At 43.8% G+C, this 25,544-nt stretch carries 22 protein-coding genes; 20 read left to right on the top strand and 2 right to left on the bottom strand.

The features are described 5' to 3' along the window. Nucleotides 1-410: 410 nt before the first annotated feature. The 3 genes from NST74_RS22815 to NST74_RS22805 all read left to right on the top strand — a co-directional run bounded on the left by NST74_RS22815 (nucleotide 411) and on the right by NST74_RS22805 (nucleotide 3,154). A complete protein-coding gene (locus NST74_RS22815) occupies nucleotides 411-950 on the top strand; it encodes an RNA polymerase sigma factor (RefSeq protein WP_341114558.1) in 540 nt (179 codons plus the stop codon). After that, the gene (locus NST74_RS22810; protein ID WP_341114556.1) at nucleotides 947-2,065 is read left to right on the top strand and encodes a hypothetical protein; all 1,119 of its coding nucleotides are present in this window, start codon (nucleotides 947-949) and stop codon (nucleotides 2,063-2,065) included. Before NST74_RS22815 ends, NST74_RS22810 begins: the two co-directional genes overlap by 4 nt. Before the next feature lie 72 nt (nucleotides 2,066-2,137). After that, the gene (locus NST74_RS22805; RefSeq protein ID WP_341114555.1) at nucleotides 2,138-3,154 is read left to right on the top strand and encodes a LacI family DNA-binding transcriptional regulator; all 1,017 of its coding nucleotides are present in this window, start codon (nucleotides 2,138-2,140) and stop codon (nucleotides 3,152-3,154) included. A gap of 400 nt (nucleotides 3,155-3,554) precedes the next feature. On the opposite strand, the gene NST74_RS22800 is transcribed toward NST74_RS22805, so the two are convergent. Next, nucleotides 3,555-4,505 (bottom strand): sugar kinase, encoded by a 951-nt coding sequence (locus tag NST74_RS22800; RefSeq protein ID WP_341114553.1) that lies wholly within the window; start codon nucleotides 4,503-4,505, stop codon nucleotides 3,555-3,557. A gap of 345 nt (nucleotides 4,506-4,850) precedes the next feature. On the opposite strand from NST74_RS22800, the gene NST74_RS22795 reads away from it, so the two are divergent. The 5 genes from NST74_RS22795 (at nucleotide 4,851) to holA (ending at nucleotide 9,533) form a co-directional block, all read left to right on the top strand. Beyond that, on the top strand, nucleotides 4,851-5,492 hold the full coding sequence (locus NST74_RS22795) for a bifunctional 2-keto-4-hydroxyglutarate aldolase/2-keto-3-deoxy-6-phosphogluconate aldolase (RefSeq protein ID WP_042130419.1): 642 nt from the start codon (nucleotides 4,851-4,853) through the stop codon (nucleotides 5,490-5,492). Nucleotides 5,493-5,727: 235 nt separating this feature from the next. Continuing rightward, nucleotides 5,728-5,964, top strand: a complete 237-nt coding sequence (locus tag NST74_RS22790) for a hypothetical protein (protein WP_139328458.1) — start codon at nucleotides 5,728-5,730, stop codon at nucleotides 5,962-5,964. A gap of 375 nt (nucleotides 5,965-6,339) precedes the next feature. Then, nucleotides 6,340-6,888 carry an RNA polymerase sigma factor gene (locus tag NST74_RS22785; RefSeq protein ID WP_036677530.1) on the top strand — a complete coding sequence of 183 codons (549 nt, stop codon included), beginning with the start codon at nucleotides 6,340-6,342 and terminating at the stop codon, nucleotides 6,886-6,888. Then, nucleotides 6,885-8,132, top strand: coding sequence for an anti-sigma factor family protein (locus NST74_RS22780; protein ID WP_341114550.1), 1,248 nt, complete (start codon nucleotides 6,885-6,887; stop codon nucleotides 8,130-8,132). The genes NST74_RS22785 and NST74_RS22780 overlap by 4 nt, the downstream gene beginning before the upstream one ends. A gap of 381 nt (nucleotides 8,133-8,513) precedes the next feature. Beyond that, nucleotides 8,514-9,533, top strand: coding sequence for a DNA polymerase III subunit delta (gene holA / locus NST74_RS22775; RefSeq protein WP_341114549.1), 1,020 nt, complete (start codon nucleotides 8,514-8,516; stop codon nucleotides 9,531-9,533). 200 nt (nucleotides 9,534-9,733) lie between these two features. On the opposite strand, the gene rpsT is transcribed toward holA, so the two are convergent. Further along, the gene (gene rpsT / locus NST74_RS22770; RefSeq protein WP_042130412.1) at nucleotides 9,734-10,006 is read right to left on the bottom strand and encodes a 30S ribosomal protein S20; all 273 of its coding nucleotides are present in this window, start codon (nucleotides 10,004-10,006) and stop codon (nucleotides 9,734-9,736) included. Between the two features lie 318 nt (nucleotides 10,007-10,324). Here rpsT and gpr point away from each other — a divergent pair, with 318 nt between their 5' ends. The 12 genes from gpr (at nucleotide 10,325) to NST74_RS22710 (ending at nucleotide 25,508) form a co-directional block, all read left to right on the top strand. After that, nucleotides 10,325-11,326 (top strand): GPR endopeptidase, encoded by a 1,002-nt coding sequence (gpr, locus tag NST74_RS22765; protein WP_076117358.1) that lies wholly within the window; start codon nucleotides 10,325-10,327, stop codon nucleotides 11,324-11,326. Between the two features lie 157 nt (nucleotides 11,327-11,483). Next, complete coding sequence (locus tag NST74_RS22760; protein ID WP_341114547.1) at nucleotides 11,484-12,851, top strand: stage II sporulation protein P; 1,368 nt, start codon at nucleotides 11,484-11,486, stop codon at nucleotides 12,849-12,851. Nucleotides 12,852-12,912: 61 nt separating this feature from the next. Continuing rightward, complete coding sequence (locus NST74_RS22755; RefSeq protein WP_341114546.1) at nucleotides 12,913-13,398, top strand: hypothetical protein; 486 nt, start codon at nucleotides 12,913-12,915, stop codon at nucleotides 13,396-13,398. Nucleotides 13,399-13,532: 134 nt separating this feature from the next. Then, a complete protein-coding gene (gene lepA, locus NST74_RS22750; protein ID WP_042130404.1) occupies nucleotides 13,533-15,347 on the top strand; it encodes a translation elongation factor 4 in 1,815 nt (604 codons plus the stop codon). A 108-nt stretch (nucleotides 15,348-15,455) separates the two neighbouring features. Then, a complete protein-coding gene (locus NST74_RS22745; RefSeq protein WP_341114544.1) occupies nucleotides 15,456-17,261 on the top strand; it encodes a cache domain-containing sensor histidine kinase in 1,806 nt (601 codons plus the stop codon). Next, a complete protein-coding gene (locus NST74_RS22740) occupies nucleotides 17,246-18,013 on the top strand; it encodes a response regulator transcription factor (RefSeq protein ID WP_042130400.1) in 768 nt (255 codons plus the stop codon). Before NST74_RS22745 ends, NST74_RS22740 begins: the two co-directional genes overlap by 16 nt. 95 nt (nucleotides 18,014-18,108) lie before the next feature. Then, entirely contained in the window at nucleotides 18,109-19,413 is a 1,305-nt protein-coding gene (locus NST74_RS22735; protein WP_339243234.1) for an ABC transporter substrate-binding protein, read from the top strand. 91 nt (nucleotides 19,414-19,504) lie between these two features. Then, nucleotides 19,505-20,389, top strand: coding sequence for a carbohydrate ABC transporter permease (locus tag NST74_RS22730; RefSeq protein ID WP_341114542.1), 885 nt, complete (start codon nucleotides 19,505-19,507; stop codon nucleotides 20,387-20,389). A 63-nt stretch (nucleotides 20,390-20,452) separates the two neighbouring features. Beyond that, nucleotides 20,453-21,280, top strand: coding sequence for a carbohydrate ABC transporter permease (locus NST74_RS22725; RefSeq protein WP_076284811.1), 828 nt, complete (start codon nucleotides 20,453-20,455; stop codon nucleotides 21,278-21,280). Between the two features lie 19 nt (nucleotides 21,281-21,299). Beyond that, a complete protein-coding gene (locus NST74_RS22720) occupies nucleotides 21,300-23,549 on the top strand; it encodes an FAD-dependent oxidoreductase (protein ID WP_341114539.1) in 2,250 nt (749 codons plus the stop codon). Between the two features lie 201 nt (nucleotides 23,550-23,750). After that, nucleotides 23,751-24,923 (top strand): radical SAM family heme chaperone HemW, encoded by a 1,173-nt coding sequence (hemW, locus tag NST74_RS22715; protein ID WP_341114537.1) that lies wholly within the window; start codon nucleotides 23,751-23,753, stop codon nucleotides 24,921-24,923. Between the two features lie 93 nt (nucleotides 24,924-25,016). Further along, the gene (locus NST74_RS22710) at nucleotides 25,017-25,508 is read left to right on the top strand and encodes an N-acetyltransferase (protein ID WP_042132402.1); all 492 of its coding nucleotides are present in this window, start codon (nucleotides 25,017-25,019) and stop codon (nucleotides 25,506-25,508) included. Nucleotides 25,509-25,544: the final 36 nt, after the last annotated feature.

Raw genomic sequence — 25,544 nt, 5'->3', positions numbered from 1 at the left:
GTATGAAGTGCAACAGAATTTCTTTTTACAGTGGATAAATCTACTTCTATTGCACGAAATACAATAGAAAGCTATTTACGGATGTATCCGAGACATAGCAGATAGATTGGTCATTATGCCAGTACTTTAAACCACATGGAAAGTAAGTTTATCTGAAGATATAAGATATATGCGAATGTGCATTACACCCTGCATTACATCCCGATTCCAGAGGATAAAGCCTAATATGTAGATTCTTTCTAATCCGACACACGAGCACCACCGATGGACGTTCACGCGCACATCAGTGGTGTTTTTTAATAGACAGATATACAGATTATATTGTTAAGTAATGTAAAACCTAATTATTTATTTTATAGGGAACTTTTTCAAGTTTGAAAAGTCATATTAGGCAAGGGGTGAGACGAAACATGCTAAGCGAAGATATGCCATATGCAGAAGCGTATGCGTCCGAAATGACCTTGCGGGAAATGATGGAGGAGTATGGATCGGATGTGTGGAATTATGCTTTTTTCTTAACTAGAAGCCGTGAGCAAGCGAATGATATTAGCCAAGAAGTGTTTTTGAAGGCATATAAAAATGTGGGAAAGTACCGGGGACAATCGTCGATGAAAACTTGGCTACTCACGATTACTAGAAATACAGCCTTCAGTTGGAGCAAAAATAGCTTTTGGCGCAGATTTATACCATTTGGAGATCAACCTGTTACTGTAAATGCTCCGTCTGCAGAAAGAGAAGCACTCGGCAAACAGTATGCGAACCGAATCTGGGAAATTATTATGACCCTACCAGATAAGAACAGAGAGGTGCTTGTACTGGATATTCAGCAGGGGCTATCGATCGGTGAAATGTCCGATTTACTGAATGTACCACAAGGGACTGTGAAATCTCGGCTCGCGCGAGCGAGGGAGAAGGTTAAGCGAGCCATCCAGAAGGAGGAGAGAGAATGAAAGGCAAAGCTGATAATAGTAACTCAGTGATGATCGGACAGAATGATTGGTATGCGCAAGCAGGCAAAAGACCTTTTATTGAGGATGGCTTTACACCTGAGCTGATGATGCGGATTGAGCAGGCTGCTGTGCTAAAAAATAAAAGCCATGGACGTTATCGGATTAACAAAAGTGTACTACTGACCAGTGTGGCTATGATTTTGTTGATAGGTGCACTTAACTTGCCTATAGGCGCATGGAAGAGTCATGGTCCAGTCCAATCTTCATCGGTGCAGTCACAAGCTGCAGGGATACTGCCTTCTTCTACTCCTGCTACTAATGACAAAGCGCTAGAGCCTCCGACAAGTCCAGCAGAGTTTGAGATTAGCGGTAAGAAATACTACATGCCTTTGCCAATGAGCAGAGATAAGACTAAAGCATATGCCGTTGAGACCACAGCGGGAATCCTTTGGTCGCCGCCACCCCCGATGGTTGACTACAAGAAGCCAAAGTATACACATCCTACAGAACCGTTCACCCTTTACCTGAGCTCGAAGGACCAGACGGAGCTATCGGCTTCTTCGGCTACTAGGATTTATACATTTCCTCTTTATGCTGGAAGTGCAAGTACTTATCAATATATGAATGGATTCTATGGAGCGGGAGATTATATCCTGCTGAGTTCCTCCACGCGAACTTTAGGTTCAGACAAACCGGAGAATGGTAGAATTTCTACGCTAAATGTTAAAAAAGCAGCGGCAGGGGAAACTGTGGTACCGATGGAGCTTACGAACTTTGATGAAACACTGTTAAGCTACAAGTATTTATTCGCTGTGGATAAGGAGAATGAATATCTCGTAATAAGTTACCTAGAATACCCGGTAGATAAGACATACCAAGACAAAACAGTACTTTATGATCTAGAGACCTTAAGCATTCGATCAACTGCAACAACCAAAGGGTTTAAAGAGATAAAGGGAGAAACATTAACCGTGGATTATGAAGTGGATGGGGTACTACGCAAAGCGGATATTATTGTGAAAGGTGGGCTAGGATGGATAGATGAAGATTGGGCCTTTTTATCAGAAGAGCAACGAAATAAGCTGTATCAGGAATTTATGAGTCAGACTCCCTAGTAGATAATTCACTAAATAAAAGCTATACTTTTTGATAAAGTATTTTCTTTTGAGAAGAGTGGAGCCGAAGAGATGAAGAAGTTGACGATTGATGATGTGGCTCAAAAAGCGGGAGTGTCGAAGAGTACGGTCTCTCAATTTTTGAATAAACGTTTTAAATATATGAGTGAAGCGACGAAGAATCGGATCGAGGCTGTGATCGAGGAGCTCAATTATCAACCGAATGGACTTGCACGCAGTCTGAAGCAGAATCGGACGCATATGGTCGGAATCATTGTTGCTAATATCGATTATTCGCTGTCTATCCAGTGTATTCGGGCGATTGAAAATGAGCTGCAGCAACACGGGATCCAAGTAATCATATGCAATGCCGATGAGAATGCGGAAAAAGAAAGCAAGTACGTAGAAACTTTAATCGCCCGCCAGGTGGACGGGTTGATTATTTTTCCAACGGGGAACAATCCATCTGCATACAGCCGACTGATCGAGGCGGATTTTCCGTTAGTGTTTATGGATCGTCTGGTAGACGGAATCACCACGCAGAGTTTGTTGCTCGACAATGAAATGGCGGCCAAGATAGGTGTGGGACAGCTGACGCAGCAAGGGCATGAGCGAATTGCTCTAGTCTCCCTTCCCTTAGGTGAACATGCCATTACCCCTCGTAAAGAGCGGATCAGTGGTTATAAAAAAGCGATGGAAGAAGCCGGTATACCTCTGCGTGAGGAGTATATCTGTAGTGTGCCAAAAGAAGAATTAGCTACAGGACTGAAGCGCCTTTTAGCATTGACGGACCCTCCGACAGCGTTATTGGCTACGAACGATATCACGTTAGCAGAGATTTTGAAATATGCAAATCGAAATGCCATCACTATTCCGGAACAATTGTCTGTCATCGGGATAGATGATGCGGAGTTCGCGCAAATTTATAATCCGGTCATTACAACGATTCGTCAGCCTGCATACGAAATGGGCATGCAAGCCGCTAAGATTATACTCTCTTGTATTGAGGACAAGGGCGCTTCCGTTCCAATCACCTATCGATTCCCGCCGTCCTTACAACAAGGGCAATCTGTGAAGTTATATAACTGAGCACAAGCTATAGAAGCACCCAAAAATGCCGTTCCACAGATCAACTGTGAGACGGCATTTTTTAATAATAAAACTCCCAAGCTGCTAGACTATTAGGCTGCAACGTTGTTGTTTCTTCTTGTGGTTAATTGTACTTTCTGCAGCTATTTTAGTTTGTGCTTCCTGGATTGAGAGTTTAATTGTATTTTGTGCAGTTATTTCTGCGGGAAATCGCTGACTGAGATGTTCATCTGGTTGTTAAATGTATAAAGTGCAATTAAAGCCGAGAAGAAACGATTTTGACTCGATATAGTTGTATAGAGTACAGCTATGTTGTGTAGATTTGGTTGCATTCAGCTATTTATGAGAATTACAGAAGTTTACTGAGATTATGTTGCGAACGCTGACTCAAATCATGTGCTTAAACCTCCTGCTGCATAAACTTCGCAAGCTCTTCACGAGTCGGAAGCCCATCCATATCGCCAGGCGACATGACGGCTAACGCGCCGATCGCATTGCCACGTTTGACGGCCTCGGCAATCGGAAGCTTTTCCAGCATTGCACTGATAACGCCTACTGCAAATCCATCACCTGCACCTACGGTATCAACGACCTCTTCTACCTTAAATCCATCTACGTAGCCTTCTCCTTCAGCGGATTTATAGAAAGCGCCTTCAGGTCCGAGCTTAATGACGACTAAGCTGACCCCACGCGCCAGATAATAGTCTGCAATCTCTTCGGGCGTGCTTAGACCTGTAAGAATCTTGCCTTCTCCGAGTCCCGGAAGGAACCAATCACAGCGTGTAGCCAGATCATTGATCGTGTTTACCATCGTTTCCGTATCCGGCCATAAGCTAGGGCGCAGGTTTGGATCTAGGGAGACAGTCTTGCCTTGTCTTTTCATAAATTCCATAGCGTGAACAGCGAATTCATGGCAGCTCCTGGATAAGGCGGCGGAGATGCTTGTTACGTGTAAATGTCCTGCAGCATTAAAGTATGTCTCGTCAAAATCAACCAGACTAAGCTTGGAGGCCGCGGAATTTTTGCGGAAGTATTCGACTTTAGGATCGCCGGTAACGACCTTTGATTTGATTAACATACCCGTAGAATTTTCTTTAGTAAAAGTAATGTTGTCGGTATCAATGTTCTCTTTCTTCATAGCTTGAGCAATAAAATGACCAAAGTTATCTTCACCAAGCTTCGTAACATAACCTGTAGGATGATTTAAGCGTGATAAGCCCGTAGCTACATTGCTCTCAGCACCTGCCAACGCTTTGGAGAATGAAAAGACTTCATGCAGGGGGCCTGTTTCATTCGCATAAAACATCGCCATCGGCTCCCCGAAAGTGACGGCATCCAGCTGTTTACTCATTTGAGTTCCTCCTAGGGTAATAAATTTATCCCAGTATAATGATATGTAACTTGAAATTATCACATAAATCGGTTTTGTACAATAAAAGAATGGATATTGATCAAAAACATATTTTTAATAAAAGTAAAATAATTAGGTTTAAGTCCTTGTTAAATAAGGGTTTATTGGTGTTTTCAATAAAAATATATCATCATCTATATAAAAATATATTGACTGTTATCCGTATTATTATTACTATCTCCTTATAGATTATGTCGCAATGATTAGTAAATTTAATAAAAAAGTTTATCTAAATTAGTATTTCATATTCATCTACGATCGTACCAAGAGAAAGGGAGTCTACTGATGAAGAAAATGAAAGTATTGCAGAATGTGGCGTCCGTTGGAGTTGTGGCTGTTATTCGTGCTGATAGTGCTGAGGAAGCTTTTAAAATGTCCGTTGCCTGTATCGAAGGCGGTTTGAATAATATTGAAGTCACCTTCACGACTCCGGATGCGGATGTGGCGATTAAACGATTGGTTGCAGAATACGGAGATCGCGCAGTGATTGGAGCAGGTACTGTACTTGATCCATTAACGGCCAGAATAGCCATTCTTGCAGGCTCGGAATTTGTGGTTAGTCCCTCTTTTGAAGCAGAGACAGCTAAGATGTGTAACCTTTATGGTATTCCATACATGCCTGGCTGCATGACATTAAATGAAATGAAGGAAGCGTTGAAGTTTGGTGTGGATGTGCTTAAACTATTCCCTGGCAGTGCTTTTGGTCCGGATTATGTGAAAGCGGTTAAAGGTCCTATGCCGCATGTGAACATTATGCCAACAGGTGGCGTGGATCTGAATAATATGGAGAAGTGGATTGCCAATGGCTGTATAGCTGTAGGCATAGGGGGCAATTTGACTGCACCAGCGAAGGATGGCCGATATGATCAGATTACTGATCTTGCGGCTCAGTATGTGGCGAAGTTTAAAGAAGTAAAAGGAATTTAACTTTGTTTGTCTCATAAATTCAAATGGATCGATTATTGAAAGCTGTATGCTGACGGATGTCAGTTATACAGCTTTTTTTATGCTTATTTTTTGCTAATCACAATTTCTTGCAATATATGTTTTTCATAAAGTATAGAATGAGGACAAAGGCAATAAACTATAAAGTAGGAGAGTTATGATGTTTGACTGACGTCAACAAATTGGAATGGTTTATTATCGGACCGGGAGTGAGTATATGCCTGCTTATCATGATAAAAAGTTGTATCAAGCAGCTGATGAAGAGGATGCTGAATACGTAGAAATTGCATCGGCATTCCATGGTTGTAAGGTGACGGAAGGCCAGATCTATAGATTAGAGCGAAATTACAATAACCCGCATATTTTTGAGAATGGAGAGGCGTATGTTGTGGATGACGAAACTAGGGACAACTACGCAGTATTCTTACTCTGCAAGATTGTGTTATATAAATAGAGTTATGTGCTTAATTTTAGAGCCATTTCTTGTTTGCTGACGGCTTCTTTTCCGACAGGAGGATAAGCCCTTTTCTTTTGGGAATGGGAGATAGTTCATGCCTAAACGCCTGCCGTCCTTATAGGGATGTTGAAGGCGTTTATACTTGTGTCATTTTTGTTATAAAGTTATTCAAAAGAGTATTTGAATGATTGAAGTTTCCCCTGTATGCTTAGTAGGAATTATTGGCTGCGAATTGTGCGTTAGCGCTTTATAAAAGATGGCTTAACATGACGTTCTAAGAAAAGTTTGGTATTCTAAAAATATTAATTACAGGGTTGCAACAAATTCGCAGTCTTGCGCGTCAGTAAGATTGCATAGAGAGGGGGAACCTTCGTGGTGGAGCAGGGACTCATCAGAGCCGCTCAAGCGGGCGATCGCGACGCTCTAATCACCCTATTGCGAGAAATTGAAGGGCATGTATATAAAACGGCCTTCTACATTTTGCATAATGAACAAGATGCACTGGATGCATCACAGGAGGCCTTGATCCGGGTTTATACCAAAATCGGTTCATATGAGGAAAAGGCCCAGTTCAAAACGTGGGTTCAGCGAATCGTTACCAATATTTGCATTGATAAATTCAGAAGAACTAAACCTACAGTTTCTATTGATGAACATGAAATGGTGTTTCAGGATAAACACAATGTGGAACGCGAAGTTCTATCCTCTTATTTAGCTGAGGATATACGTGAAGCGATTGATCAATTGCCCGAACATCATCGGACAGTCATTGTCCTACGCTATTTACAAGATTTTTCTTACAACGAGATTGCAGACTGCCTGGATTTGCCTTTGAATACAGTGAAATCATACCTGTTTAGGGCCAGACAGCAGCTGCAGAATAGACTTCAGGAGTACCAGAAAGGTGGTGTATCGGGATGAAATGCGCGGAGGTGATGGAATGGATGCACCGCTATTTAGACAAAGATTTGAGCCAAGATGAGATTGTTGAAATGTTCCGTCATATCGATAATTGTCCTTCCTGCGCGGAAGTCTTTGAGCGGCTGACACTTCTCTCCAATGAATTGGAGCAATTGCCAGACGTGAAACCCCCGTTTAGTCTGGTTGACTCTATTTTACCTCAGCTTGCAGAATTGGATCGAAGCAGTCGTGAACAAAGCGCTGTGAGAACCGAGGAGCCAGTTGTAGTTCCATTTTCACGTGAAAGCTCCCGCGGTAAAGCTTCCAAGGGAACCTCTATAGCAACACGGACAGGCATTGGAGCTATTGCAGCTGCTGTAATATTAGGGATCGCTATTTTTAATATGCCGGATAAAATGCCTGGGGCAGAGGTAGAACAAAGCTTACAATATAATGCTAATACAGCCAGCAATGATTCTGCTGATATGGCTATTGAATCGCAAGCTCAAGCTTCTACATCTGCTAGTTTAGATGAGGCTGCGCCTGCTAATAACGGAACAGATTCCGGGGCTCTACCGGCTGCGCCTGGTGTGGATGAGGGTAACGCCCCATTAGATAGAGCAATGGGACCGGTTGATCCTGCGTCGATGCCGCCTTCCCCAACTGAAACTAATGCTGGATCGGGTGGACGATCGATACCGGAACCAACTAAAGATGTGAAGCCTAATCCTACTGAGAAGATTATGACGCCGAAGCCGGATGCAGTAACGAAAGTTCAACCCCCGGATGTTAGCGACACTAGTAATAATCAGCCCAAAGCGGATAAGAAGGATCAACCCGCTTCTATAGATAAGGGGGGCGCAGCTGATTTAGCGCCACCTACGCAGGAAGCATTAGATATTGCTAGTGACTATAGAAGAGAAGTTATGGGCTTTAACATTTCTTCGGATTCTACGGATTCTAATGTTCAGACTTGGACTTCACCTGATGGGCATTATGCGGTTGAGTTCGCTGGGTTACAGCTTGTAATATATAAGAATTCACCTGAAGGCTCAGTGGAAGATAGGACGGCAGTAACTTCTTATCCATTAGAAGGAAATTGGATTTCCGGAGAATGGTCGGCGGATAGCTCGCAGTTCACGTATGTGACGGAGAAAGATGGAGTTAATACTACCAAGGTGTACACTGTGCAAAAAGCGGGAATTACCTCTTCTACTCCGGCCGCGTCGCCATCAGCAACACCGGCTGCTTCGTCAACAAATTAATATGAGGCCGGAACATTTTTCGAAGTTTCGGAATATACTATAGCAACCGGACAGGAACTAGAGAGTATTGGATTTGCAGAACATCGGTATGACCGTCGGATGGGAAGTTTCTAGGGCTTTTCACTCCGGCGTTTATATAGATGCGCCGCTGAAACGGAGGAGCTTTGGCCATGGCTGCCAGAGTTTCTCCGTTTTTGCATGAAATATAAGACATAAAGTATAGCGTGTGACTTATACTTTATGTCTTATATTTCTCGATTAAACGCTTACCGTCCATATAAGATGTCGAAGGTGGTTATACTTGTGCATTTTTGTCGTTTTTTTTGCTACAATAGGACTCTGGGCAAATTGGGCTAGATGAATGGAAAAGGAAGTGGCGGAATGGATGCCAAAACGGCGATAAAAGAAATCAAACAAGGGAAAATCTCACCGCTGTACCTTTTGTACGGCAGTGAAAAATTTCGAATGAATGAATTTGCGGCATTGCTGGAAGACCAGCTGATTGCCAAAGAGGATCGTGATTTCGCGGTTATTCCCTTTGATCTCTCTGAGACGCCGGTGCAGGCTGTGGTAGAAGAAGCTGAGACTGTACCCTTTATGGTAGAACGTAAATTATTGCTGGTGCGGGACGCATCGTTATTTACTGCAGGAAAAGAAAATGCCAAACTTGAGCATCGTATAGATATTTTAAGTGATTATTTGCAGCATCCTGTAGATTTCAGTGTAATCGTCTTTATGGTGAATAATGACAAGCTGGATGAGCGTAAGAAAATTGTGAAGACTGTTAAATCAGCGGGCACGGTATTAGCCTTTAACCCGCTAGGAGCAGAAGAACTGCTGCGCTGGGTGGAGAAAGGGATTCGTGAACGAGGTTGTGTGATGGCGCCCGGAACTTCGGAGATTCTCATAACCAATGCAGGGACAGGTTTGCAAGGCTTATCTGCGGAAATGGACAAGCTTTGTTTATTCGCTGGGAAGGGCGGAACCGTGGACGCAGAAGCGGTAGAGAGTCTAGTGCACCGCGGAACGGAACAAAATGTGTTCACACTTGTGGAAGATATCGCTAACCTGCGTTTGGATAAGGCGCTTGATACGCTGTATGAGCTGTTGAAGCAGCGGGAAGAACCTATTAAGATTGCTGCATTAATTGCGCGGCAGTTCCGAATTATTTTGCAGGTGAAGGATTTATCAGCACATAGTTATTCGCAAGGTCAGATTGCTTCGCAGATCGGACTTCATCCTTATGCAGTTAAGCTTGCAGGGGAGCAGGCTCACAAGTTCTCAAGTGAACGTCTGCGGCAAATTTTAAGTGCATTAGCTGATCTAGATTATAAGATGAAGACAGGGGCTATAGATAAAGTGCTTGGTCTGGAGCTGTTTATGCTGCGGCTTGCAGCCTAGTTCGATGGTTACTGTAGTAGATTGTGAAGGAACTTGAAAGAATAGAATACAAGCGAAGAAGAGTGAATTCAGCTAATCATGCTGGGTTTGCTCTTTTTTATTCACGATTATGCGATTCAGAAGGAGTTGCTGGCACAAAAAAACCCAACCGTATGAAACATAGCGGTCAGGTTCTTCAATTGCTCATTATGAATGTCGTCCTAGGCTTGAGCCTTAAGAGCGTTCAATTTCTTCGCCAAGCGGGATTTTTTGCGGGCAGCCGCATTTTTATGAACCAGACCTTTAGTTACGGCCTTGTCCAGCTTTTTGGAAGCAGCTTGGAAAGCAGCTTGAGCAGTTTCAACTTCCGTACCTGTCAGTGCTACATCAGCAGTTTTCACAGCTGTACGAAGCGCGGATTTTTGGGAAGCGTTCAGTGCACGGCGTTTTTCGTTCGTGTTTACGCGTTTAACCGCGGATTTAATATTTGGCATTGCATTCACCTCCTGTAAGACATTCGAAATCATTATCAAATGATTCACAACTTAAAATAGTTTAGCATGACCGGTAGTAAAAAGCAATACTTAAAGCTTTCAAATTAAACCATTTTAACCTGCATAAACAAGGGCTTTCTCTCGCACACTATCGACAAAAGAGCATAGGCAGAAGCTTGTAATTTGAGTTTTTGTTCAAAGTAACTCAAGGGTGAAGCGAATGCTTACAAAACTAAGTATCGCTTACGAAGCAAGTTTTGTCGAAGGTTACTCAATGAAGTGTATGCTTACAAAACCTTTAAGGAGGCTGGTAGAACGATGGAACCGGATCTGCAGCTATATTCGGTACGCACGGACTTGGCGTTAGAGGCAAAAGAAATGGCTCAAGGGCCACAAAGGACGCCAATCCCTGGTGTAAACGAAGAAGTGGAAGAGTCTGATGGGATAAAAGTTACCCGGCTTGGTGTGGCTAACGCTGCAGGATCACAGGCGATAGGCCGCGCGATTGGGAATTATGTCACGCTTGAGGTACCAGCATTGCGCAATGGAGATACTGGCTTACAGCAAAAAGTTGCTGAAGTCTTTGCTCGCGAATTCGAGGACTTCCTGATTAGGATTGGCATTGGTAAGGATGCATCTGTGCTGATCGTCGGACTTGGTAACTGGAATGTGACTCCAGATTCATTGGGTCCGCTGGTCGTGGAGAATGCGCTCATTACTCGGCAGTTTTATGAGTTGGTGCCGGATCAGGTCTCTCCAGGTTATCGCAAGGTAAGTGCTATTGCTCCCGGGGTATTGGGATTGACCGGTATCGAATCAAGTGAGGTTGTACAGGGGATTGTGGATCGTACAAAGCCGGATCTCATCATTGCCATTGACGCACTGGCATCCCGTTCGCTTGAACGGATCAATACGACAATTCAGATTGCTGATATCGGCATCCATCCGGGTTCAGGGATTGGAAATAAACGACGCGGATTGACGCAGGAAATTCTGGGTGTTCCTTGTATTGCCATCGGTGTTCCTACAGTTTGCTATGCTTCGACTATTGTAAATAATGTGCTGGAGATGATGAAGAATCATTTCGGGCAAGGAGCTGGTCACACTAAAGAAATCATGGGGATGTTGGACGATATTTCCGAGCAGGAGCGATTGTCACTGGTGAAGGAAGTTCTTGAGCCACTTGGGCATGATTTGATCGTTACACCTAAAGAAATCGATGAATTTATTGAAGGTATCGCCAATATTGTAGCCAGTGGTTTGAATGCGGCCTTGCATGATGCGGTCGATCCTGAGAATGTCGGTGCTTATACCCACTAATTGAATCATAGCTAGCAACAGTCCGGCGGGATGCTGATCTACAGTATCCTGTACGGGCTCTATGTCTATTCTCTCATTTTCGGTTCTACTATTTCTCTTTCGCTCATAGATTTGGAGTATAAGAGATTACAGAGGGCTGGAGGAGGACATAAATATAATGAATAAAAAATGGTTTCAGCTTTGGAACATCGGCCGCTTACGTGGAAGAGTGCTGGATGCTTTATCGCTGGGAAGAACGATGCTGCTGTTGGCCGGAGGTTCGCTAGTATTTTTTATGCTGCTTGGAGCTGGTGGTTTGGCCGGACAGAAGTTGAACTCTTCACCCATTCCATCTATGAAGGGACTTGCGGCCTCACTATCTAGTGGATTTTTCATGGAGCTGTTGGGGATGGAGGTACCGCATTTACCGAAGGGGGAAGAGCCTTCCGCTTTTTCAGGTGAAAAAGTAACTTCCTTTGTATTTCAATTGCTGACCAGTGTGAATCCAAGTGATCCGAAGAGTCTAGTCTCTCGTGAAGTGCCAGGTTTGGCAGCGGATGATCCGTTTCTATTGCGAAAAGGCTCGGGTGGTTCTACAGGAGCGCCTGTTGATTATCATCCGGGAACGGATGAACTGGCTGAGGGTGGAGGGGAAGCGGATGATCCATCTGTTCCAGACGAAGTGGACAAGCCTGAAGATACCCCATCACAGCAACCTGAAGCGACGATAACTCCGTCTCCTGAGCCATCAGGAGCTACGGGAGGCACGGATAAGAGTGATCCTCAAGGCGAGACAGATAAGGATACCTCGGTCAAACGGGTTCTTATCTATCATTCACATCCTCGAGAGGCCTATAACCCTCTACTAGGAGTGACGAACGAAAATCCAAGCTCGGCGGTTTCTTCTAAAAATGTAATGCTGGTAGGATCATATATTAAGAAAAGATTGGAACAACGCGGGATTGGTACAGTTCATGCCAAAGAAGATTTTCTAACTAAAATTGCCGACTATAACTGGAATTTTTCCTACAAATACTCTCGAATGCTGGTTAAATCTGCAATGAGCTCAAACCAAGAAATGAGTGAACTTATCGACATTCACCGCGACTCGCAGCGTCATGGCAAAACAACTGCAGTGATTGATGGGAAAAGTTACGCTCAGGTGTATTTTATTATTGGACATGCGAATAAAGATTGGAAGAAGAACGAAGAGTTTGCGAACAAGATTCATCAAACGATTGAAAAGAGTTACCCAGGAATATCTCGCGGAATATGGGGAAAAGCTGCGGGTAAAGGAAACAACGGGGAGTACAACCAAACCCTCTCACCTAATAGTGTCTTGATTGAGGTGGGCGGTATTGATAATACGGCAGAGGAATTAAAGCGAACGGCTGATATTTTGGCAGATGCTATTGCGGATGTGTACTGGAGCAGTCATGACTCGGAGAAGGTAAACGCAGCTGGCAAGGCGACGAATCCCACAACCCAAGAGAGCAAGGGACAAACCAATGCTACAGCACCTCAAAAGTCGGACGGAGCTTCTTAACCTTTAGACATTCATTTAGAGTAACAGCCTAATTTCAAGTATTTAAAAAGGAGTGGCTTACATGTCTCGTTTCGGTAAAAAACTGGTTATGGTCGGTATTTGGGCAGGGGTCGGTATACTGTTAGGTATGCAGTTTAGTGGCAGTGGAGGGGCAACTGTCTCTAAGCTGCTGCCAGGCTGGACTGATCTATCGACTACGCCAACCAGCCAAGTGACGGGCATGCAATCACAACCGATAAAGAATGGGGTTACACAAGGTGGGCAGACTTATGTGTATGTTCCGATGGTGATCGACCCTATCACAGGTGCATATACGCCTGTTTCCCCGTTGCCACAGAATAGCAATCCTGCCCCAAATGCAGATCTTCCTCAGCAGGTGGTAGACGGGTATAGTACGAAAACTCCGGAACAGATTCTGATTCCTGAGGAACAAAAGCCGACGGTCGATGTGATAGCAGATAAAACGGCGGGCCTTCTCCAGCAGGCTTCTCAGAAGGGCATACGCTGGGTAGTTTCATTGTTCGATTCGGCGGAAGAATCACAATGATTTCAGGAGAAACAGTTATTTCACGGATACGTGAATAGCTGTTTCTTCTGTTTTACGTAAGGGCGGGATTGATGGAGTAAGCTTGTACTGTTATAATAAGTGGATTAATATCAGGCTGTCTGTGGGGGTAAGGAATGACTGACGTTCAGAAAAGACAACAACAAATTCGCAATTTCTCGATTATTGCACATATAGACCATGGTAAATCGACACTAGCTGACCGCATTTTGGAATACACGGGGGCACTAACCACGCGTGAAATGCAGGAACAGGTACTCGATCAGATGGATCTGGAGCGCGAACGCGGTATCACAATAAAGTTGCAAGCCGTGCGTTTAACCTATCGTGCAGACGATGGTGTAGAGTATTATCTCAATTTGATTGATACACCGGGACACGTCGATTTCACCTATGAAGTTTCCCGCAGTCTTGCGGCATGTGAAGGCGCGTTGCTCGTAGTAGATGCGGCACAAGGGATTGAAGCACAGACGCTTGCCAATGTGTATCTAGCGCTGGATAACAACCTGGAAATTCTGCCTGTCCTCAACAAAATTGATCTACCAAACGCTGACCCAGACCGGGTAAAGCAGGAAATTGAGGATGTTATCGGACTGGATACCAGTGAAGCGGTTATGGCATCTGCCAAAGCCGGTATCGGTATCAAGGAAATCCTTGAGCAAGTGGTGAAGCAGGTTCCTGCTCCATCCGGTAACTCGGAAGAACCGCTTAAAGCATTGATCTTTGACTCTCATTATGATCCTTACAAAGGCGTTATCGTCTATGTGCGCGTAATGGACGGGAAGATCCGCGCAGGTTCGAAGATTAAGATGATGGCAACCGAAAAGACCTTTGAGGTTATTGAGGTTGGTGCATTTATGCCGCGTATGACCATTGTTGATGAATTGAACATCGGTGACGTTGGGTTTATCGTAGCTGGTATCAAGCATGTTGGGGATACTCGTGTCGGTGATACGGTTACCGATGCCAAGAATCCTACTGCTGAGCCGCTTCCAGGTTATCGTAAGATTAACCCGATGGTATACTGTGGTTTGTATCCGATTGAAACCTCCGATTATAACGATCTTCGTGAGGCCCTTGAGAAGCTTCAGCTTAACGATGCTTCGCTAAGCTTTGAGCCGGAAAGCTCTAGCGCACTTGGATTTGGCTTCCGTTGCGGATTCCTTGGTCTCTTGCATATGGAAATTATCCAGGAACGGATTGAACGTGAGTTCAATTTGCCGCTAATTACTACCGCACCGAGCGTTATCTACCGAATTATGCTGACCAATGGCGAAATGATTCAAATCGACAACCCGTCACATTATCCGGAAATCGGAACGATCGACTACATTGAAGAGCCGTATGTTAAAGCAGCGATCATCGTGCCTAACGACTTTGTGGGTACCGTAATGGAGCTGTGCCAGAACAAACGTGGCGAGTTCGTAAATATGGAGTATCTAGATACTAATCGTGTAACGATTACTTACGAGATTCCACTGTCAGAAATCGTTTATGATTTCTTTGATCAATTGAAATCTGGTACCAAAGGTTACGCATCCTACGACTATGAAATTTCAGGATACCGTCGTTCGAATCTGGTCAAGATGGATATCTTGCTTAACAATGAGCAGGTTGATGCCTTGTCCTTTATCGTTCACCGTGATCGTGCGTACAACCGTGGACGTATCATTTGTGAGAAACTGCGTGGGATTATCCCTCGTCAAATGTTCGAAGTGCCGATTCAAGCCTCTGTGGGTACGAAGGTGGTTGCGCGTGAAACCGTTAAGGCGATGCGCAAAAACGTACTTGCTAAATGTTACGGCGGTGATATTTCGCGTAAGCGTAAGCTGCTCGAGAAACAAAAAGAAGGTAAGAAGCGCATGAAGCAAGTCGGCAGTGTCGAGGTACCGCAAGAAGCATTTATGGCCGTTCTGAAGATTGACGAGTAGAAATTAGGTAGAGCCGGGAGAATATCCCGGCTCTATTTTTTTGAGCAGGAGAAGATTACAATAGGGTGGAAGGATTGTAAGCACATACACTGTAAGGGGAGTCCTCTTTTGAAACGATTATATTTAAAACTTACGCCAAGTACCTTTAAGAATCGGATTCTGTTAGCTTTCTTACTGTTGGTACTAACACCCATTGCCATGCTCGTTCTGTATAACTTCAAAGAGACAGAACAAATGCTTCAGGATAATGCGGAAACGAAGAACATAGAGCAGCTTATTGGGATTAAGAATGGTTTTGTTGATCTCATGAGTCTCGTTATGAAAACAGGGTCATTACTTGAACAAGATACAACGATTTTATCGATAATGAAGAATCCTGAGCAATCTGATGAAATCACGAGAAAAAAGCTCGTTGAAAACAAGTTTGGAGCGATTGAAAATACATTCTTCATGAGTGGAGCGACGGTGTATTATACTTTAATCGACCTTCATGGAAACGCATACACTTCCTTTATGCCGAGGGAAACCTTGAGCTACGACGAAATCCAATCGGAAGATTGGGTTCAAGCGTTGAAGCGAGAAGGAGCGAATCGATATATATGGAATCCGAATGACAAGAATAATGTGGTCCGGGAAAGTACGACAAGTAAGAAAATGCTTAGCCTCTATGAGGTTATGCGTGATAATGGTTTTAACATTTATGCTTATGCAAGACTAAGTATCGATTATGAGGAGTGGTTTATTAAATCAACGTTAGGGAGTAAACAGGAAGGTTCTTTTTTTCTGCTCGATGCCTCAGGGAGAATGATGCTTAATCCGGATAAGGATGAGACCTTTTCTCCAGATATTGCGCAGAGTATTGTGAAGAGTGACCACCAGCGGCAGACAGAGCGTGCTGCATCCATCATCGATCCGAAGGAGAAAAGCTTATACACATACAGCTACATCGAAGAGTTGAATGGTTATGTCGTTAAAAAGGTACAGCTAGCACAGCTATTTCTTGAGGTGTATAAGCAGAAGCAACGATTTTTTGCTGTATTTGGAGTCATACTACTGCTATTTGTTCTATTAACTTATTTTATATCATCGACGATTACAGTGCCGCTAAAGAAGCTGCAGAAGAAGATGGAGATGACCGCTAAAACGAATCTCAAAATGAAATTACCCGAGCATGGGCGGGGAGAGATTCTGGCGCTGACTCAGAGTTTCAATATAATGATCCATGATTTAAATGAGCTGTTGCAGCGTCTTCAGCTTGAAGAAAAGCAGAAGCAATTCGTTCGATTTCAGGTGTTACTTTCGCAGATGAATCCACATTTCCTACTAAATACATTGAATACGATAAAGAGCATCGCCTTAGATAAAGATGATGATGAAATTTATGGAATTTGTGTTGCACTAGGCAAAATATTGGAAACAACCTTAAATACGGAAGTGGATTTGATTCTGTTAAAGGATGAGATTGTACTAATTGAATCTTACATGGAGATTCAGCGGCAACGCTTCGGACATGGGATTGGGATTCAATATGATATCAACGAGGAACTACAATACGCATTAATCCCTAAATTCTGTCTTCAACCCTTAATTGAAAATAGCTTGATTCACGGCTTTGGTCAGTCTGTGAAACAAGGGAGAATTGATATTTCCGCTAAGGTGACTGGACAGCAACTATATCTGCAGGTTAAAGATAACGGCATGGGGATAGATAGAGCACAGCTGAATAAGGCTGCACGGAAACGAAAAGGAATCGGTGTTCAGAATATTAGGGAGAGCTTAGAGCTGTTGTTCAAGAATCAACGGACAGGCATGGACATTGTATCATCAGACACAGGAACTGAAGTGATTATCCATTTTCCACTTCTTATTTCAAAACCTTACGATGGAGGTAAGCTCACATGTGGAGAACGTTAATTGTGGATGATGAACAACCTGCGGTTAAAAGTATACGGAAGTTATTCTTAAAGGCTGGAATCCCGTTTGAAATTATAGGTGAGGCGGAGAATGGAGAAGTAGGCTTGCAAATGATTCGTGAGCTTCGACCTGATGTGGTAGTGACGGATATCAATATGCCAGTGATGGATGGGGTGAAGCTCCTTCAAGTTGCGCGAGAGGAAGGCTTCGACTGTCGATTTGTAATGTTGACCGCATTGAGTGAATTTGAATACGCTCGGCAAGCGCTCGTATTTGGAGCTTCGGACTACATTCTGAAGCTATCTTTAGATCTACAAGGTTTGAAGCAGACCATGGGTAAGGTTCATGCCGAGCTGGAGCAAATGGTGAAGATGAAAAAGGCCGATAAATGGTTTCCTGAGAAGCAACAAACGGGACCGACAGATCATGTGGAGATGAACAAAATAATTGCTTATATTGAAGAGCATTATTCTGAGGACATCTCGCTCAAATCCATGTCAGAGTTGATCCGAATGGATGCCAGTTATATAAGTGACTTATTCAAGAAAAAGACAGGGAAAACGTTGACGAATTATATTCAAGAGCGGCGTATTCAGGCTGGAAAAATGCTGCTTGCAGAGACTAAGCTAACAATTAGTGAGATTGGGCAGCAGGTGGGCTTTGAGAACGATAATTATTTTATTAAAATTTTCAAAAAGTGGTGTGGCGTCACGCCAAATGAATTTCGCAAAGAACCAAAAAACGTTCTATAGTTTCCCAAATGTAGTTCATCCCCCAGAATCCGCTCTGATGATAAAGTTATAGACGTAGAGCACAACACATAATCCTTCCAAGGGGGAAGATATCGATGAAGAAAAAGTGGTATCCTGCAGTGCTTTCTGTCTTATTAGCAGGTACGATGCTGGCTGGTTGTGGTACTAGTGGAAGTAATGATGCGCAAGGCAGTGCAAATGGACAAACAGCAAAGGAGAAAATAAAGCTTACGATGTGGGGGGCAGTTCCGGCAGAAGCCGGGCCTCAAGCTGTAATTGATAACTGGAATAAAGATCATCCAGACATTCAAGTCGAGTATATCCGTAATGTAAATGATGATGCTGGAAACTTAAAGCTGGATACTGCCTTGATGACCAATCAAAACATAGACCTTTTCATGAACTACGATCTTGCTCATTTACAGAAACGTATGGATGCAGGCGTTGCCTTGGATCTAAGCACAAAGACAGATTATGATATCGACAGCCAGATCGGCGAGGACGCAGCAATGTGGAAAATCAATGATAAGTACTATGGGATTCCTACAAAGAAAAACATGGCGTTTGTGTGGTTGAACAAAGATATGCTGGATGCAGCAGGATTACCGATTCCTGCGGTGGACTGGACCTGGTCAGATCTTGAGGAGTATGCGAAGAAGCTAACGAAGCCTGGTGTGTACGGATTATTGCAGGCAGATTCCTCCTTCTCAACAACGATGGACGGTACGCTTGCTGGAATGGGTGTGAAACAGGCGGATGGTACTTCAAACTTTGGGAATGATCTATGGAAAGAACACCTGGAAATATTGCATAACATGATGTTCGTGGACAAATCCACACCGGAATATGGCGAGCAACTGACTAGTAAAATGCCGGTTGACACCATGTTCTTGCAAGGCAAAGCGGCAATGCTGGCAGCAGGTGAGTTTATTTTCCGAAATGCGAACAACTTGAAAGACTATCCGCATGATTTCAAAACCGCGTTCGCCGCTATTCCAAAAGTGAATAAAGATCAAAAGGATTATAAATATTCAGGCGGTGTGGGTGACATGCTTTCTCTTAATGCGAAATCCAAAAACCTGGACGCAGCTTGGGAGTTCGCAAAATGGTATGCGGATGGCGGTATGCTGCCAATGGCAAGCGGTGGTCGTATTCCAGCCTCTAAGAGTGTAGATAGTAAGGAAGCAATGAGCCTTCTCATGAAGGGTGTGGAAGACAAATATGATACAGATTCAATGAATAAAATTGTATTCGGCAAATTCCCGTCCTTCCAGCTAAATGTAACTCAACAAGCCATTGATGCACGTAAAGAAGAGTATGAAAAATACTTCTTAAATAAGCAAGATATTGAAACCACGATGAAGAATATGCAAACCCGTTCGCAAGAGTTATTGAAATAATGAAATAGTTAGCACAAAAGAGAAGGAGGAAGATTTCTTCGTTCTTCTCTTTCGTGTACCCATTTTTCAGCATACGAAAGGCGGCGATACCGTGAAGCGGAGAAGCTGGATGGACAGACAAGGCTGGATCGGCATGACCTTTATTCTTCCGAATATGATTGGTATTCTCTTATTCTTTATTATTCCTGCAATCTATTCCTTTGTCCTCATGTTTACGAATTATCAATTTTCAAATCCGAATTGGCAATTTACTGGGCTGGATAATCTCAAACGATTGTTCCATGACGATAATTTCTATGCCTCGATCAAATATACGGTGATATTCCTGATATCGGTTCCAGTATCGATGGTGCTCGCATTTATTGTAGCGCTTTTTCTAAACAGCAGTGTGTATCTTAAAGGCGTATTACGTGGAATGTTCTTCCTACCGTATATCTCCAGTGGAGTAGCCGTTGCATTTGTCTGGATGCTGCTATTTCAGCCTTCACAGGGACCCATCAACGAAATGCTTCGCTGGATTGGTATAACATCGCCGCCAGGATGGTTTGCGGATACGGAAACCGCAATGTATGCCATTGATATCGTACAGATCTGGCTGATGCTTGGCTACAATATGATCATATATTTAGCTGCATTACAGGAAATTTCGACAGAACAGCTGGAAGCTGCCCGGATCGATGGCGCAAGCACATTCAAAACAACATGGAAAATTGTATGGCCTCTTGTTAGTCCCACAACTTTTTTGTTAATGATTACCGGATTAATTATGACAATGAAATCGTTCTCGATTATTCAAGCCATTACGGCTGGAGGTCCTAGCGGAAGTACGACGGTCTTATCATTATTCGTTTATAAAACAGCATTCAGTTATTACGATATGGGATACGCGTCAGCCATTTCATGGTTCTTGTTCGCCGTCATTCTCGTCATTACAGTCATTCAGTGGATCGGCCAAAAGCGCTGGGTTCATTACTAAATGATCCCACAAAGTGAAGCTTTGCGGGGGGCCCCGAAACCATAATTTAAAGGAGCAGGCGGTATGAATGAAAAAGCAGGAAACATGAAGGTGAAACTGCCAGTAACGATCATCATGTTTGTTCTAGGACTATTTATGATTGTGCCTTTCCTATGGATGCTCAGTACATCCTTTCAGACACCTGCCGAGGTGTTTAACAAATGGCTGCCTTCATCTCTCAACTGGAGCAATCATATTCGGGTGTGGACAGGAAGTCATGATTTTGTTCCGTATTATTTAAATTCACTTAAGATTTCAATTATTGGAACAGTGGGGGCTGTGTTTCTATCTGCCCTTGCCGCTTACGGATTTTCACGTACTTCGTTCAAAGGTCGAGATGGACTATTTGTCATATATCTTTCCATGATGATGGTTCCACCTCAGGTGCTTTTTGTTCCAAAGTTTATCATGTTTAACTGGGTTGGGATTTACAATACGCATTGGGCGCTGATCCTACCCGCCATGTTCTCAATCTTCGGTGTATTTATGCTTCGGCAGTTCTTTATGAGCATTCCTAAGGAAATTACGGAATCTGCTTTTTTGGATGGGGCGGGGCATTATAAGATATTTTTCCGCTTAATTCTGCCATTAGCGAAGCCAGCAATAGCAACGTTTGCTATTCTCGATTTCTCCTGGCAATGGAATGATTATGAGAATGCGCTTGTATTCTTGCAAAGCCCTAAACTATATACCATTCCGCTTGGATTGCAGAATTTTATTCTTGAGAACAATGTGGACTACAACGGGATGATGGCTGCTTCATCGGCTGCGATTATTCCAATGATTATTATCTTCTTTGTGGGTCAGAAATACATTATTCAAGGGATTTCAAGTTCGGCTGTGAAAGGCTAACTTTAGGAGGAGTACTAACATGAGAAGAGAAACGGTTAAATCCGATGTAACAGTGGTCGGTGGTGGACTTGCAGGAATGAACGCGGCGATCGCTGCAGCGCGCCTAGGGTTAAAGGTAGCGCTAGTGCAGAACCGTCCTGTACTTGGTGGTAACTCGAGTTCAGAGGTTCGGGTATGGGTATGTGGTGCAACAGGACATGGTGTAAATCGATATGCACGTGAGACAGGCATTATGGGTGAGTTATTCATCGAGAATCAATACCGGAACCCGGAGGGAAATCCATACTTATGGGATCTAACCTTACTCGAAGCCGTGAAGGCAGAGTCGAATATCAGCCTGTTCCTAAATACCGATGTACGCGAAGTGGAAGCGGAAGGTGAGGCAGAGGATCGGACGATTCGCAGTGTGATTGGTTGGATGATGGGATCTGAGCGGTTGATTACGTTCAAGAGTGAGGCGTTCATCGATTGCACGGGCGATGGTTTGGTTGGCTTCCTAGCAGGAGCTGACTTCCGTTTAGGACGTGAAGCCCGCCATGAATTTAATGAGGAATGGGCACCTGAAGTGCCTGATAACATTACATTAGGCAGTACATTATTGTTTTATACACAGGATACAGGAAAACCGGTACGTTATGTTGCTCCATCGTTCGCGAAGGATATTACAACAACGTCGATTCCGATCCGTCGGGTCATTCGGAGTGGAGATTCAGGCTGTCACTACTGGTGGATTGAGTGGGGTGGTGAGCTTGATACAGTGGATGAGAATGAACGTATACGTGATGAGCTATCCTCTGTTATTTATGGGATTTGGGATTACATTAAAAACTCAGGTCATTTTGATGCCGAAAATATGACGCTGGAGTGGGTTGGATCAATTCCGGGTAAACGTGAATACAGACGGTTTATTGGCGATACGATCTTAACGCAAAATGATATTCTTGCGCAGCGTGAATTTGAAGACCGGATTGGATTCGGAGGATGGTCGATTGATCTGCATCCACCGCAAGGGATGTACGCAGAAGAGAGTGGCTCGAAACATCTGCATGCGGATGGGATTTATCATATTCCATTTAGTTCGCTCTATTCGAAAAATGTGCGAAATCTACTCTTCGCGGGTCGGAATATCAGCGCATCTCATGTGGCTTTTGGAACAACACGCGTCATGGCGACCTGTGCGATCATGGGTGAAGCGGCTGGAGCAGGTGCAGCATTATCCGTCATCAAAGGTGTAACCCCTCGTGAAATTCGCAATCAGCATATGCATGAATTGCAACAGGTGATGTTAAAGCAAGATGCTTCGATTATTGGATTGCGCAACGAAGATCCGCTAGACCTCGCGAGAAATAGTGAGATTCATGCGTCCAGTACGATGAAAGGCATATTACTGGATCGTCCAGCTGAAGCTTATGAGCTTTCTCATGACGTGGGAATATTGTTTCCGGTTGAAGGAAATATCCTTGGGTTGAAGCTGCTTGTGTCAGCAAGTACTCAGTCAGAGTTGACGGTTGAGCTATGGACGACTGGGCGTGCGGAAAATTACGTTCCAGCAGAGTGTAGACAGGTTGATGTTGTATTAGTACAAGCTGGGGAGCAGCAATGGATTGATGTTCCGGTACAAGAGGAGCAGTGGAGTTCAATCGGCGAATGTAATATCTTCGCTATTATTCGAGCTAATGAGCATATTCAATTGCATATCTCAGAAACCTCAATCACAGGTGTTATTACATTTGAGCGAGGCGTTAAACCAGTAGTCGATTCAGCGCTGGAGGATCATCAGCCAGATCAGCCGGTGATGGAGTGGAGCATGAAACAGCTTGTACGCAGGCATTTCTGCTTTGCGGTAGAAACATCCGCATATGCTGCATCCAAAGTCACTGACGGGTATGTTCGACCTTTTGCAGGGCCACATAGCTGGGTTTCTGAGCCGATGACTGCTGGTAGAACGGAGTGGGTAGAGGCGCGTCTCCCGGATGCTGCTTCAGTCTCTGAAATTCATTTTACTTTTAACGATGATGTTAATGAGGATCTTATTAACCTACATCACCATGAAACGCCATTTCTAGTGATTCCTGAACTAGTAAAGGCTTACGATGTAGAGTTGCTCATTGATGGCGTGTGGCAAGTCATGTTCCGCGTCAAAGACAATCATCGCCGGAAGAACGTACATCGTTTAGAGAAGCCTGTCCTTACGGACACTGTTCGGATTGTTATTCATGAAACTAACGGAGGAGAACGTGCAGAACTCGTGGAAATGCGGATATATTAATAAGAAGCGACTTAGCCATCCTTATAGGGACGGTATAATCCGTTTCTGCGAGAAATACAAAATATATATATACTTTTTTGTATTTTAAAATGGCGATCATTTATAAATGATCGCCCCTCGAAGGGAAGCCGTCAGGCTTCCCTTTTCTTGTTTTTTAGATTACACTAGTCAAACGATATTTTTATATAAAGGAGACAGCTAATGACTACGAATACTAATGGCCGTCCCCCTGAGGCCGTGTACATTCATATACCTTTTTGTACCAATAAGTGCTTTTATTGTGATTTTAATTCCTACGTTCTCAAGGATCAGCCGGTTATGGATTATCTCGAAGCCTTGGATCGAGAAATGGAGCAGACCGTTAAGAACACCCCACCGGGTGTCATCAAAACGATCTTTGTCGGCGGAGGTACTCCAACTGTACTGAAACCCGATGAGATGGCTTATTTTCTAAAATCTGTTCGCACACATTTTCCGAATTGGGATAAAGATATCGAGTTCTCTATGGAAGCAAATCCGGGAACTACGGATAAAGATAAGTTGACGGTTATGAAAGAAGGCGGCGTGAATCGGGTGAGCTTTGGTGTTCAGGCGTTTCAGAACGAACTCCTGACGGGCATTGGCCGGATTCATAATGTTGATGATGTATACCGCAGCTTGGAGAATGCTCGTGCAGTAGGACTTAACAACCTGTCGGTTGACCTTATGTTTGGTTTGCCGAACCAAACGGTGGAGATGCTGGCTGAAAGTATTCGCAAGGCGCTCGAGCTAGATCTACCCCACTATTCTATTTACAGCTTGAAGGTGGAGGAGAACACTCTTTTTCACACCCTATTTAATAAGAACAAACTTCCTCTACCTAATGAAGAAGATGAACTGCAAATGTACCTCTTGTTGATGTCTTCTATGAAGGAAGCGGGCTACAACCAATACGAAATCAGTAACTTTGCAAAACCAGGTATGGAGAGTCGTCACAATATCACTTACTGGCGTAATGAAGATTATTATGGTCTCGGGGCAGGTGCACATGGATATGTGGGTCGTCAGCGTCATATTAATGTTAAGGGTGTAAATCCTTATGTTGAAGCTACACGTAAAGGGTTGCCTCGATTAGACGCATACCCAATCACTGAAGCAGAAGCGATGGAGGACTTTATGATGGTTGGCTTGCGTATGCATGAAGGTGTCTCTAATGCGGCATTTCAGGCGCAATTTGGGCGTTCGATAGAGGATGTATTTGCGAAATCCCTGCATAAGATGCTGCATGCGGGTCTGCTTGAACACGAAGAGGGGACGTACCGGCTCAGCAAGCAAGGGATCCTTTTTGGTAACGATGTTTTCGCAGAATTTGTAGGCGCGCTGACAGAAGTTTAATTTTAAAATACCCCTTGAATTGTAATTCACTCTGTTGTATATTTATTCATATTATCAACAGAGGGGTGAATTAAAGTGCTTGCCAAGACGGAAATGATCCGCCATTCGTCTCCAGCAGGAGATGCACAGGTGATTTGTAGAAATGCAGTGGTAGAAGATGTTGAGCCGTTGTATCTGATGATAGAAGAATACGCACAGCGCGGTATCATGTTGCCCCGTTCCAGGCAGGCGCTGACTCGCCAGATCGATCAATTTGTAATTGCGGAAATCGAGGGTAGATTCGTAGGCTGCGGTTCGCTCTTCAAGCTCGGGAATGATCTCGTAGAGATTCGCTCGATCGGCCTGAATGACGAGGGGAAGGGAAAAGGAATAGGTTCTATGATTTTGGCGAAGCTGGTGGAGGAAGCCAGAAACCAAAAAATCCCTAAGGTCATGGCACTAACCTACGCCGTAGATTTCTTTCTTAGAAACGGATTCGAAGTTGTCGAGAAAGAGATTTTCCCCGAAAAGGTATGGACAGATTGCGTGAATTGTAAAAAGCAGCATGCCTGCGATGAAATAGCAGTACTTAAGATGCTGAACTGACTTGACAATGTCAATGTCAGTTTGGTATTTTTGTAT

It is taken from the genome of Paenibacillus sp. FSL F4-0125 (assembly GCF_038008565.1).
Classification (GTDB): domain Bacteria; phylum Bacillota; class Bacilli; order Paenibacillales; family Paenibacillaceae; genus Paenibacillus_AQ.
The sequence above is the reverse complement of the archived record's forward strand: the minus strand, read 5'-3'. Positions and strand labels throughout refer to the sequence as shown.